Annotated in this window: 9 protein-coding genes and 1 pseudogene; 9 read left to right on the top strand and 1 reads right to left on the bottom strand. The window is 56.8% G+C overall.

Annotated features, from left to right (window positions below; translation table 11 throughout):
* Positions 1–265 precede the first annotated feature (265 nt).
* Positions 266–1,657 (top strand): annotated as a pseudogene (locus AB8B75_RS08535) (aspartate aminotransferase family protein).
* 162 nt (positions 1,658–1,819) lie between these two features.
* Positions 1,820–2,377 carry a hypothetical protein gene (locus AB8B75_RS08530; protein WP_405361417.1) on the top strand — a complete coding sequence of 186 codons (558 nt, stop codon included), beginning with the start codon at positions 1,820–1,822 and terminating at the stop codon, positions 2,375–2,377.
* Between the two features lie 475 nt (positions 2,378–2,852).
* On the opposite strand, the gene AB8B75_RS08525 is transcribed toward AB8B75_RS08530, so the two are convergent.
* A complete protein-coding gene (locus tag AB8B75_RS08525; protein ID WP_405361416.1) occupies positions 2,853–3,254 on the bottom strand; it encodes a BrnA antitoxin family protein in 402 nt (133 codons plus the stop codon).
* 263 nt (positions 3,255–3,517) lie between these two features.
* Here AB8B75_RS08525 and AB8B75_RS08520 point away from each other — a divergent pair, with 263 nt between their 5' ends.
* The 7 genes from AB8B75_RS08520 to AB8B75_RS08490 all read left to right on the top strand — a co-directional run.
* On the top strand, positions 3,518–5,014 hold the full coding sequence (locus AB8B75_RS08520) for a PLP-dependent aminotransferase family protein (protein ID WP_405361414.1): 1,497 nt from the start codon (positions 3,518–3,520) through the stop codon (positions 5,012–5,014).
* 70 nt (positions 5,015–5,084) lie between these two features.
* Positions 5,085–6,863 carry a sulfoacetaldehyde acetyltransferase gene (gene xsc / locus AB8B75_RS08515; protein ID WP_405361413.1) on the top strand — a complete coding sequence of 593 codons (1,779 nt, stop codon included), beginning with the start codon at positions 5,085–5,087 and terminating at the stop codon, positions 6,861–6,863.
* 44 nt (positions 6,864–6,907) lie between these two features.
* Complete coding sequence (gene pta, locus AB8B75_RS08510; protein ID WP_405361411.1) at positions 6,908–7,912, top strand: phosphate acetyltransferase; 1,005 nt, start codon at positions 6,908–6,910, stop codon at positions 7,910–7,912.
* 7 nt (positions 7,913–7,919) lie between these two features.
* Positions 7,920–8,948 carry a YeiH family protein gene (locus AB8B75_RS08505; protein ID WP_405361410.1) on the top strand — a complete coding sequence of 343 codons (1,029 nt, stop codon included), beginning with the start codon at positions 7,920–7,922 and terminating at the stop codon, positions 8,946–8,948.
* 24 nt (positions 8,949–8,972) lie between these two features.
* The gene (locus tag AB8B75_RS08500) at positions 8,973–11,807 is read left to right on the top strand and encodes a molybdopterin oxidoreductase family protein (RefSeq protein WP_405361409.1); all 2,835 of its coding nucleotides are present in this window, start codon (positions 8,973–8,975) and stop codon (positions 11,805–11,807) included.
* On the top strand, positions 11,804–12,550 hold the full coding sequence (locus tag AB8B75_RS08495; RefSeq protein WP_405361408.1) for a 4Fe-4S dicluster domain-containing protein: 747 nt from the start codon (positions 11,804–11,806) through the stop codon (positions 12,548–12,550). Before AB8B75_RS08500 ends, AB8B75_RS08495 begins: the two co-directional genes overlap by 4 nt.
* A partial coding sequence (locus AB8B75_RS08490) for a dimethyl sulfoxide reductase anchor subunit family protein (RefSeq protein ID WP_405361407.1) occupies positions 12,550–13,157 on the top strand: 608 nt, incomplete at its 3' end. The genes AB8B75_RS08495 and AB8B75_RS08490, both read left to right, overlap by 1 nt.

Here is a 13,157-nt window from a genome sequence, read left to right as displayed (position 1 = left end):
CCTCCTGTCGCTCAAAATATGTGCACCGGTCAATATACTGATGATCAGCATATCCATGGCTATATTACCGCCGCGATCCGCCGATTTCCCGCTGTTTACAGTGTCGTGGCCGGAGAATCACTTGAGTTTATGGGGAATCTGGCATTAGCATTGGATAGCATCTGGCCCTACTTGTATGCCCTAAAAACAGTCAATTCATGGAAGTTCGGACAGCTACGCCCTTCGATTTCACACAATTCGTACACCCTCATGAAAGGTCTCAGCCATGGATGGCAATTTCAATGAAAACGATCTGAGCCGCATCGTCGAAGCGGATCGCGCCCATATCTGGCACCATCTGAGCCAGCACAAGCCCTACGAAACAACCGATCCGCGCATCATCGTCGAAGGCAAGGGCATGAAGGTCTGGGATCAGAAGGGCAAAGAGCACCTTGATGCCGTGTCCGGCGGTGTCTGGACCGTCAATGTGGGATACGGCCGCGAGCGTATCGCCAATGCCGTGCGCGATCAGTTGATCAAGCTGAACTACTTTGCGGGCTCCGCGGGCTCTATCCCGGGCTCCATCTTTGCCGAAAAGCTGATCGAGAAAATGCCCGGTATGAGCCGCGTCTATTATGCTAACTCCGGATCAGAGGCGAAGGAGAAGGCCTTCAAGATGATCCGCCAGATCGCGCATTAGCGCTATGGCGGCAAGAAACACACAATCCTGTTCCGCGACCGCGACTATCACGGCACCACGATCACCGCGCTCTCGGCCACCGGTCAGGATGAGCGATCGGCACAATATGGTCCCTTCACGCCCGGTTTCGTGCGCGTGCCGCATTGCCTCGAATACCGCGCCCACGAACAGGACGGCGCGCCGCGGGAAAACTACGGCCTCTGGGCCGCCAATCAGATCGAAAAAATCATCCTCGCCGAAGGACCGGAAACCGTGGGCGGTCTCTGCCTTGAGCCGGTGACCGCAGGCGGCGGCGTGATTACGCCACCCGACGGCTATTGGGAGCGAATCCAGGAAATCTGCGCCCAATACGACATCCTGCTTCACATTGACGAAGTGGTCTGCGGCGTCGGGCGGACCGGCACGTGGTTCGGCTACCAGCACTACGGCATCCAGCCGGATATGGTCACCATGGCCAAAGGCGTGGCGTCGGGCTATGCGGCGATTTCCTGTCTCGTCACAACCGAAGCAGTTTTTGACATGTTCAAGGATGACCACACGGATCCGATGAACTATTTCCGCGACATCTCGACCTTTGGCGGTTGCGCTGCTGGCCCGACCGCGGCGATCGAGAACATGGGCATCATCGAAGACGAAGGCCTGCTCGCCAATACAGTCCGCCAGGGCAACTATATGCTCGAACAGCTCAATGCCCTGGCCGACAAACACGCCTGCATCGGGCAGGTACGCGGCAAGGGTCTCTTTCTGGGCGCGGAACTTGTCGAAGACCGCGACACCCGCGCGCCAGTGCCGGAAAAAATAGTACAGGCGGTGGTCGGCGACTGCATGCAACAAGGCGTGATCATCGGGGCGACCAACCGATCCCTGCCCGGCAAGAACAACACGCTGTGTTTCTCGCCAGCACTGATCGCCACCTCCGACGACATCGACCACATCTGTTCTGCCGTCGACGGCGCACTGAGCCGCGTCTTCGCCTAACCGGACCGCTCAAAATCTCATCGCAAGGCCCCGGTGCACGCCGCCGGGGCCTTTTTCACGCGGCATGTCACCTTCAGACCGCCCGCCGCCTTTGTGTTTCGGTCGACATCCCATGCCGGATTGGTCACAGTTACCAAACAACTACTCCAGAAAGGACGGCATATGGTCTGGGCGGCTGCATCAAAAATCATCACCAAACTCGCCGAGAAATCGGGCGACAAATCCCTCGACCAGGACGGGCTGATCAAACGCACCTTCGGCCTTGCCGACACGCGCATCCCCATCGGCCGCGAAGACGAACCCGCCGGCTACGTCCGCTGGGACGCCCAGGACAACGATGGCTTTACCACCGGCGCGATCACCTCCGCCGATGGCACCGAACTCAAATGGCGCGAATACCTCTGGCAGGGCCCCGCCACCATAGACGAATGCGAATGGGGCACCGTACGCTGGCGATTCTACAGCAACGGGCTGGTCTGCTTCGACGCCAAAATGTCCAACAAAAGCGGCCAGCTCGACTACGGCGACGTGCAGGGCCACCGCATCGAACTGCGTGAGAAAAACGGCCTGCTGCTGGGCGTCTGGATCGCAGGGTTCTTTGTGCGCCGCGACCTGCCGCAACGGGGCTTTGCCTCATCCTTTGTGGACACCCACGAACCGCTCAAACTGCATTTCTCTGAAATTGACGACCAACAGCACGGCGCCTGGGTCTGCCTCTAGGAATGCGCGCGCAAGGTCGCGTTCATCACGCGGGTGACCGCGCCGGTGTTGCAGGGGTCCAACCCGACCAACTGCGGCGCCGGCTGCTGCAAGCCCGCCCGCGTGCCCAGCGCATGATACGGCAAACAGACCGAGCCCGACGGGCAACACGCCGCATAACCCGCCACCCCCGCATCAGTCACGACCTCAAACACCGAGCTGTCGAAAACCTCGACAAAACGGCTCTTGCCTTATCGGTACAGCCTTTCCCCCAAGGTCTAGCCCAGTTGATACGCATTGATCTTCGAAGTTCTCAAGATGCCGTCGCATCCTGCGCGCGCGGCCCTTACTTGGCACGCTCCCAACCCTTGAAAACGGGGCAAACTAGGAGGTTCCGCGGCGCCGCCGCCGCCCGCGCCCAACTTCACAGCTTGCGCTAAAATCAGCGCCGCCTGACAAGTGCTGCTGGCACAGCGGCTCCAAAAAGCTTGCCTTCTCAGAGGTCCGGGTTTCGGCCTTCCAACTCCGGCGCCCCACCACCGCGTCGCTCAGCGATCTCTTCCTGCAAACGCCGCGCTTCGGCCATCAATCGCGGCACGGTCTTGTCACTGGGAAACCCTTTGATATGCCCCGACATCAGCGCCATCCAATAGATCCGCAGCACACGATTGATGCGCGCCTGATATCCCGGACCCAAGGCGCGGAACCACCGCACCATATCGGTATCCAAACGCAGTGTGACGCGGGTCTTGTGACGTTCCACTGCCGCCTCCCAATCCAGCCCGGTCCAATAATCCGGCAAGCTCTGATCCAGCCAATCCTGACTGAGTTCCTGCTGCAATCTTTCCAATTCGTGGATCAACTGCGTATGTGACGTGCGTTGTGACTTGGGGCTCATGATCGTCAGTCCTTGGGATGGTTTTGTCGCGCTCCAAACTGATTGCCTCCCGTTAAAATAGAGGGAGTGCACAGGTTGTGCACGTGGTGTGACCAATTTTTCCGTAGAATTTCTTGCCATTTAACCACATTAATGATACTCAAAGTTTCAATAATACGCTTTTTGGTCGAATATGACTGCGCGCGAGGGGGGAAAATCGGGCTTTTTTGAGGTCTGAGTAAGTCCAGTTTTCGGGCAGTCTATATCCAATATGGACTATCAGAATGACGCTGCCTGTCGAGACATTCTTTTTGCATCCTGACGCTCAGGGGACTCTGCAATCGCAGATCCAGCAGATGATTGCGCAGGGCATTTTGTCCGGACGTTTTCAGCGTGGCGAAAAACTGCCCTCCACACGAAAACTGGCGATACATCTCGGCATCAGCCGCATCACAGTTACCATCGCCTATACGGAACTTCTGGCCAATGACTACCTGACCTCGCGCGGTCGCTCGGGGTATTTCGTCTCCGACAACGCGCCTGTGCCACCCGCCTTCACGCCAAGCGAAGCCGGGCCCGACGCCGTAGATTGGAGCCGCGCGATTGGCCAGCGGTTCTCCGGCGGCGACATGCCGCGCAAACCCGCCGATTGGGCCAGTTACAGATACCCGTTCATCTACGGCCAGGCAGATCCCGAGCTGTTTGACCATGGCAATTGGCGGCTTTGCGCTCTCAAGGCACTTGGGCAAAAAGACTTTACCTCACTGACCACCGATTACTATGATCAGGATGATCCGCAACTCGTTGAATTCATTGCGCGCCATACGCTGCCCCGCCGTGGCATCACCGCCCGACCCGAACAGATTTTGATCACTTTGGGCGCGCAAAACGCCCTTTGGCTGACCACGCAGATCTTGTTGACGCAACGCCGTCGCGCCGCGCTCGAAGACCCGTGCTACCACGCTTTGCGCGATATCCTGTCTCAGTCGAGATGCCACGTCACCCCTGTGCGCGTGGACGCAGACGGCATGCCGCCCGATGCCATCCCGCCCGATACAGATGTGATTTTCACGACCCCAAGCCATCAATGTCCGACCACAAACACCATGCCCATGCACCGGCGCCACGAACTGCTTGAGCACGCCTCGGGGATGGATGCATTGATCGTCGAAGACGATTATGAGTTCGAGATGTCCTTTCTCAAAAGCCCGTCTCCAGCACTCAAGAGCCTCGACACAGACGGGCGGGTGATCTACGTCGGCAGCTTTTCAAAATCCCTTTTTCCGGGCTTGCGTCTGGGCTATCTGGTGGGTTCGGAGCCGTTTATCCGCGAAGCCCGCGCCCTGCGCGCCTCCGTGTTGCGCCACCCGCCGGGGCATGTTCAGCGCACCGCCGCGTATTTCCTGTCGCTCGGCCACCACGACGCCTTGATTCGCCGCATGGGCAGCGCTTTGCACGGGCGTCGCCAGGTGATGGCCACTGCAATTGCCGAACATGGTCTACAAATCGCAGGTCAGGGTGCTTACGGCGGGTCTTCGTTCTGGATGCGTGCACAGCCTGATATCGATACCTTTGAACTTGCGCGTCGCCTCCAGGCCCGCGGCGTGTTAATCGAACCCGGACACTCATTTTTCTCTGGGCCATCACAACCGAAAGACTACTATCGGCTTGCCTATTCTTCGATCCCGGAAACGCGTATCGCGGATGGCGTGGCACTGATCGCCGACGAAATGCGCGCCATGACAAATCTGGAATTAAGTGAAGCCCACAACTGGCCCTAACCGGACGTCCCCGTACGCTCTAACTAGTCATCAACCAAGAATCGTAACTCTTCATCCAAGGACCCTCGCCATGAAAATGACAACTGAAGAAGCCTTTGTAAAAACACTCCAGATGCATGGGATTGACAATGCATTTGGGATTATCGGATCGGCCATGATGCCGATTTCTGACATCTTTCCTGATGCGGGCATCAAGTTCTGGGATTGTGCTCACGAAACAACTGGCGGGATGATGGCTGACGGTTTCACGCGGGCAACCGGCAAGATGTGTATGATGATTGCTCAAAACGGTCCTGGCATTACCAACTTCGTAACAGCCGTAAAGACTGCATACTGGAACCACACACCGGTTCTGCTGGTGACACCACAAGCCGCTAACAAGACAATTGGTCAGGGTGGGTTTCAGGAAATGGAACAGATGAACCTGTTTGCCGATTGTGTCGCATATCAGGAAGAGGTGCGAGATCCATCGCGGATCGCCGAAACCCTGAACCGTGTAATCATGCAAGCCAAACGCGCATCTGGTCCGGCGCAAATCAACATCCCACGCGATTTCTGGACGCAAGTTGTTGACATTGAATTGCCGATGATCGTGGACTTTGAATTGCCGCAAGGTGGCGAGGGTGCCGTGCAAAACGCAGCTGACCTTCTGTCTGCTGCAAAATTCCCTGTCATTCTGAACGGCGCTGGTGCTGTGTTGTCGAAGGGTGGTATCGAAGCGTCCCGCGTTTTGGCTGAAGCACTCGATGCGCCTGTTTGCGTTGGTTACCAGCACAACGATGCCTTTCCTGGCAATCACCCTCTCTTTGCGGGCCCCTTGGGTTACAATGGTTCCAAGGCCGGTATGGAACTGATCTCAAAAGCCGACGTGGTCCTCTGCCTGGGCACGCGGCTCAATCCGTTCTCCACACTGCCGGGCTATGGCATCGACTATTGGCCGACAGGTGCGAAAATCATTCAGGTCGACATCAACGCAGACCGCATTGGTCTAACCAAAAAGGTCACTGTCGGAATTGTTGGAGATGCGGCAAAGGTTGCCACGTCCATCACGGCTAAACTGGCAGATGACGCCGGCGATGCCGGACGTGCAGAACGCAAGAACCTGATCGCCACCACTAAATCGGCTTGGGCACAAGAACTGACGTCCATGACTGACGAGCAGGACGATCCCGGCACCAACTGGAACGAACGCGCACGTGCAGCCAAGCCTGACTGGATGTCGCCTCGCATGGCATGGCGCGCCATTCAAGCAGCTCTGCCTGTCGAAGCCATCATCTCTTCGGATATCGGCAACAATTGCGCCATCGGCAACGCCTATCCCTCCTTCAATGAAAGCCGGAAGTATCTGGCGCCTGGTCTCTTTGGACCCTGCGGATACGGCCTGCCATCTATCGTGGGAGCAAAAATCGGGCAACCGGAAGTTCCAGTGGTCGGCTTTGCCGGTGATGGCGCATTTGGTATCTCGGTAAACGAGTTGACAGCGATTGGGCGTGGCGACTGGCCCGCAATCACGCAAATCGTCTTCCGCAACTACCAGTGGGGCGCTGAAAAGCGTAATTCGACTTTGTGGTTCGAAGACAACTTCGTGGGCACGGAGCTGGACGAAGAGGTGTCTTACGCCGGAATCGCGAACGCCTGTGGCCTCAAAGGCGTTGTTGCACGCACCCAGGAAGAGCTGACGGCGGCCTTGGATCAAGCGATCAAAGACCAGATGGAGAACGGTATTACCACGTTGATCGAAGCCATGATCAACCAGGAGCTGGGTGACCCCTTCCGCCGTGATGCCATGAAGAAGCCCGTTGAAGTTGCTGGCATCAGCAAAGACGACATGCGCCCACAGAACGTATAAGACCAGGTGTTTGACGACATCTGCATAAATCAAGGGAGCAGGCCATGAACGTGCTGCGTGAACTTTCAAAACGCGCCGCCGCACGGCCTGCTCATATCGTGATGAGCGAAGGCCACGATCCTCGGATCGTGGCTGGCGCCATCGCTGCCGTGAAAACGGGCACGGCCCGCATTACACTAATCGGCGCGCAAGACGCGGTGGCCGCCCAACTTGCCGCTGCGGGCGAGATAGAACAACCCAACCTCAAAATCATGGACCCGGCATCATCGGCGCTGACATCGGAATTTGCCGATGCCTACTATGACCTGCGCAAGCACAAGGGCGTCACACGCGAGGTTGCCGAGACACAGGCGCATGACCCTCTGGTATTTGCCGCCATGATGGTACGTCTTGGTCATGCAAACGGCACGGTTGGTGGCGCGGTTGCCACCACCGGAGACACAGTACGCGCCGCTCTTCAGGTGATCGGTAAAGCCAAGGACGCGCCGCTCGTATCCAGTTTCTTCCTGATGGCCCTGCCGGAAAACCATCCGTCTGGCCGACAAGGCATGATATTTGGCGATTGCGGATTGGTAATCGATCCTTCGTCAGAGGAATTGGCCGCCATCGCCGTGGCATCTGCCGCATCGTGCGAGCAACTGCTTGGGATTGAACCAATCGTGGCGCTTTTGTCGTTTTCAACGATGGGGTCCGCGCGCCACCCGGTTGTGACCAAAGTTGCTGAAGCCGCAGCGCTTCTCAAAACCCATCATCCCGATCTAAAAGCGGATGGAGAGTTGCAGTTTGATGCAGCTTTCGTACCCGAGGTCGCCGCCGCAAAGGCAAAAGGATCCACGGTGGCCGGTCATGCAAATGTCATGATCTTCCCAAACCTCGACGCGGGTAACATCGGCTATAAAATTGCGCAACGTATTGGCGGCGCGCAAGCAATCGGCCCGGTCCTGCAAGGTCTTGCCAAACCGGCCAATGACCTGTCGCGTGGCTGTGCTGCTGAGGATGTTACAAATATGATTTCCGTGACAGCCCTGCAGGCACAGGCCGTCGGATGACGCCTTCATGATCAGCGCATCAACTGTAACGGACTTCGCAAGCGATATCCCGAAACGCACAAGCGAACTTTTCCCCGGCGTTATCGTCGCCATCATCGTTGCAATGACGGCGCAGTTTCTGGCAGACCACTACGAAACTCCGGCGATGCTGATGGCGCTGCTGTTGGGGATTGCGGTCGCCTTTCTGGGGGATGAAGGCAAAACTGTCGATGGCATTTCCTTTGCCGCGCGCACCATTTTGCGCGCCGGCATCGCCTTTTTGGGCGTGCGTATTTCCTTTGATCTGATGGCCGGTCTTGGGCTGGAAATTGTACTGCTTGTCATCGTCGGCGTCTTGGCGACCATCGGGTTTGGCCTGCTGATCTCACGGATTTTTGGACATGGATGGCGGTTTGCCTTCCTGACCGCCGGATCGGTGGCGATCTGCGGCGCTTCGGCGGCTATGGCGATCAGCGCGATCCTTCCAAAGGACGACAAATCCGAGCAACGTCTGATCTTTACCGTTTTGGGCGTCACCGTGCTCTCAACGGTTGCCATGATCGCCTATCCCATTCTCGTGACGCGCCTCGGTTTGCCGGAGACCGCGGGTGGCATTTTCCTGGGGGCGACGATCCATGACGTCGCACAGGTTGTGGGTGCAGGATTTTCCATTTCCGAGAGCGCAGGGGATACGGCAACGCTTGTCAAACTGATACGGGTGTCGATGCTTGCACCAGTCGTGTTGGTGGCCGCCATTATGATACGGACTTTTGCAGATGCCCCTGAGAATGGGAAACGGCCTCCATTGCTGCCATTTTTCGTGCTTGGTTTTCTGGTTCTGGCCACCATGAACTCATTTGGCTTGATTCCCGTGAGTGTCGCAGATTTCATGAGCCAAGCGTCCCGATGGATGTTGCTGATCGCGATTGCCGCTGTTGGAATGAAGACAAATCTCAAACGGGTACTGGCCGTGGGAGGCCCTGCCATCGCTTTACTAATGACAGAAACACTTTTCATCGCAGGACTGATACTTGCGGGGATTTATTACTTCGCCTGAAAAAACGGGCAAACGGGAGGCCAGATGACATTCCAGCAACCGAAGGTAGATACCTCACCCCATGTTTCTGACGAGGTGCGCAAAACTACTTGTTACATGTGCGCCTGCCGCTGTGGCATCAATGTGCATATGAAAGACGGGCCGGACGGCAAAAGGCAAGTCGCCTATATCGAAGGCAACAAGGATCACCCGGTCAATCAAGGTGTGCTCTGCGCCAAGGGCTCCGCGGGAATTATGCAGGTAAACGCGCCCTCTCGGCTGCGCAAACCGCTCAAACGTGTCGGGCCAAGAGGGTCGGGCGAGTTCGAAGAAATCAGCTGGGACGAGGCCTTGCAGATCGCCGCGGATTGGTTGGAACCTGTACGCAAAGACAATCCCGAAAAGCTTGCCTTTTTTACCGGACGTGATCAGTCGCAAAGCTTCACAAGCCTCTGGGCTCAGGGGTTCGGGACACCAAATTACGCCGCACATGGCGGGTTCTGTTCCGTCAATATGGCGGCAGCTGGCATCTACACGATGGGCGGTGCCTTCTGGGAATTCGGGCAACCGGATTGGGATCATACCAAACTCTTTATGCTCTTCGGCGTGGCTGAAGATCACGACAGCAACCCGATCAAGATGGGCATTGGCAAAATCAAGAAACGTGGTGCGCGTGTGATCGGGGTGAATCCAATCCGCACGGGATACAACGCCGTAGCAGATGACTGGGTGGGCATTACACCCGGAACCGACGGGCTTTTCATTCTCGCGATGATCCATTGCCTGATGAAGGCCGGCAAAATGGACCTCAACTACCTGGCCCAATATACCAACGCGCCTGTTCTGGTGATCAACAACCCCGGTGGCAATGACCATGGTCTGTTGATGCGTGACAAAGATGGCAAGGAACTTGTGGTTGACCGCAAAACCGGTGCGCTTACACCGTTTGACCAACCTGGTGTGAAACCTGACCTTGCCGCAACTTATGAAGTTGATGGGCGAACCCACCGTCCGGTGTTCCATCAAATGGCGGACATGTATCTGGATGATCAATACACCCCGGAAAACGTGGCCGAGCGCTGCGGCATCTCTGCGGAACGTATCCGCGCCATTGCCGCGGAACTTGCGCGCGTCGCCTTCGAGGAAGCCTTCGAGCTGGATCACGAATGGACCGATTTTAGGGGTGTAAAGCACGCCACTATGACTGGGCGCCCTGTGTCTTTCCACTCGATGCGGGGCATTTCGGCCCACGCCAATGGGTTTCAGACATGCCGCGCACTTCATGTCTTGCAGATCATTCTCGGCACTGTCGAAGTGCCCGGTGGATTCCGCTTCAAGCCGCCCTATCCGAAACCGGCAACAGCCCACCCCAAGCCACACGTCGGGGTTACGCCCAGCGCGGCACTGAACGGCCCACATCTTGGCTTCACCCATGGGCCCGAAGATCTCGCTCTGAAAGACGACGGCACGCCGGCCCGGATCGACAAGGCCTTTACGTGGGAAAACCCGATGTCCAGCCACGGGCTGATGCATATGGTCATCTCGAATGCCCATGCCGGTGATCCCTACAAGATCGACGTATTGTTCATGTATATGGCGAACATGTCGTGGAATTCATCCATGAACACACGCGGCGTGATCGACATGCTCACCGACAAGGACGAGAGCGGTGAATATGTGATCCCCAAGATCATCTATTCCGATGCCTATTCCTCGGAGATGGTCGCATATTCCGACCTGATCCTGCCTGATACAACCTATCTGGAACGGCACGATTGCATATCGCTGTTGGATCGCCCGATCTGCGAAGCGGATGCGGCTGCGGATGCCATTCGCTGGCCCGTTATTGAACCAGACCGCGATGTCAAAGGCTTCCAGTCTGCGCTGTGTGAATTAGGCGGCAAATTGGGTCTTCCCGGGTTTATCAACGATGACGGCAGCCAGAAATACAAGGACTATGCCGACTACATCGTGAATCACGAAAGACGTCCGGGCATTGGACCCTTGGCTGGTTTCCGAGGCAAAGACGGCGACAAATCCGGCCGCGGTGAAGTGAACCCAAACCAGCTTGAGAAGTACATTGAAAACGGCGGGTTCTTTGTCGAGCACATTCCCGAAGGTTCGAATTACTACAAGCCGTGGAATACCGCCTATCAGGATTGGGCAGTAGGCATGGGGCTTTATGATAAACCGACACCTTATCTGTTCTCTCTTTATGTTGAGCCATTGCGGAAATTCCAATTGGCTGCCGAAGGCCACGGCGAGCGACAGCCACCCGATCACTTGCGCAGCCGGATCATCGAAAAGATGTCTCCTTTGCCGATCTGGTACTCGTCGGAAGAAGAGAACAAGGCAGGTGAGTTTCCTATTACGGCCCTCACCCAGCGCCCAATGGCGATGTACCATTCCTGGGGGTCGCAAAACGCGTGGTTGCGGCAACTGCATGGCCATAACCCGCTCTATATTCCCACCAAACTGATGCGCGAAAACGGCTTATCAGATGGCGACTGGGCGCGAGTTACTTCGCCCCATGGCGAGATCACCGTCCCCGTACTGGAAATGGCCGCGTTGAACGAAAACACCATCTGGACATGGAATGCCATCGGCAAGCGCAAAGGTGCATGGGCTCTGGAAGACGATGCGCCTGAGGCCACGCGGGGTTTCTTGCTCAATCATCTGATACATGAATTGCTGCCACCGAAGGGTGACGGATTGCGGTGGGCCAATTCCGACCCAATCACAGGGCAAGCTGCGTGGTTTGACTTGAAAGTCAGGCTTGAAAAAGCGGCACCGCCAGACGAAGCGCAACCGGGTTTTGCGCCGATCAAGTCCCCAGTGGGCCAGGGTCCAAAAGATCTGAAATGGAAGGTTGGCAAATGACGACGCTCCCCACCAACACTGAAAAGAAACTCGGGCTCGTCATTGATCTCGACACCTGCGTGGGCTGCCATGCCTGTGTGATCTCCTGCAAAGGCTGGAATACAGAGAACTACGGCGCGCCCTTGTCGGACCAGAATGCCTATGGTGCCGACAACAATGGGACTTTCCTCAACCGTGTGCACAGTTTTGAAGTGCAGCCAGAAGAAGGCGCAGCTCAGCTCATTCATTTCCCGAAGTCATGTCTGCATTGCGAGGACGCGCCCTGTGTGACCGTCTGTCCGACAGGGGCGAGCTACAAACGGGTCGAAGACGGAATCGTTCTGGTCAATGAAAGCGACTGCATCGGCTGCGGACTTTGTGCCTGGGCATGCCCTTACGGCGCACGTGAACTTGATCAGGCCGAAGGTGTCATGAAGAAATGCACGCTTTGCGTGGACCGGATCTACAACGAAAACCTTCCCGAAGAAGACCGCCAGCCCGCTTGTGTGCGCACCTGCCCGTCCAACGCGCGACATTTCGGTGACCTTGGTGATCCAGACAGTGACGTCAGCAAACTGGTTGCGGAACGTGGAGGCATGGATTTGATGCCCGAGCAAGGCACCAAACCGGTCAATCAATATCTACCGCCGCGTCCCAAAGACAAGTTGCCCGAGTTCGACGTCCTGGCACCTTTCCTCAAACCCATTGCAGAAGAGCCCAAGGGCTTTCTGGGATGGCTTGATAAAACCCTGGAGAAACTCTGATGCATCCGGCACCCTCTGTTATCTTCTTCACCACCTTCAGCGGACTTGGCTTTGGGCTTTTGTTTTTTCTAGGCTTGGGGTTTCCGGCCGTGACCGGCTGGATGGCGTTTGCGTTTTTCGCCATCGCCTACGCCATGGCCGTGGGCGGATTATTGGCCTCGACTTTCCACTTGGGGCGCCCTGAACGCGCGATCAAAGCCTTCACGCAATGGCGATCGAGCTGGTTGAGTCGCGAGGCATGGTGCGCCGTCATTGCTCTTGTCGCCATGGGTCTCTACGGCGCCGGACTGGTGTTCTTTCAAACGGCGCTGGCCCCTTTGGGCATCATCGGTGCACTGTTTTCTTTGGCTACGGTTTTCACCACATCGATGATCTACACGCAGCTCAAAACCATCCCGCGATGGAACATGGGGATTACACCCATCAAGTTTTTGTCCTTGTCGCTCGCCGGTGGTGCCTTGATGGCGGGCCAGGTTTCCGTGGCGCTGGTGCTTTTGACTATTGCGGGAGTCGTTCAGATCTTGACTTGGGTAGAAGGGGACAAAGCCCTTGAAAGCTCCGGGACGGATATGGCCACCGCAACCGGTCTTGGCAGTATTGGCAGCGT

The sequence above is a fragment of the Roseobacter sp. genome, assembly GCF_045106495.1.
Taxonomy (GTDB): Bacteria; Pseudomonadota; Alphaproteobacteria; order Rhodobacterales; family Rhodobacteraceae; genus Roseobacter.
Note: the sequence above shows the minus strand (reverse complement) of the source record. Positions and strands in the feature narration are given on the sequence as shown.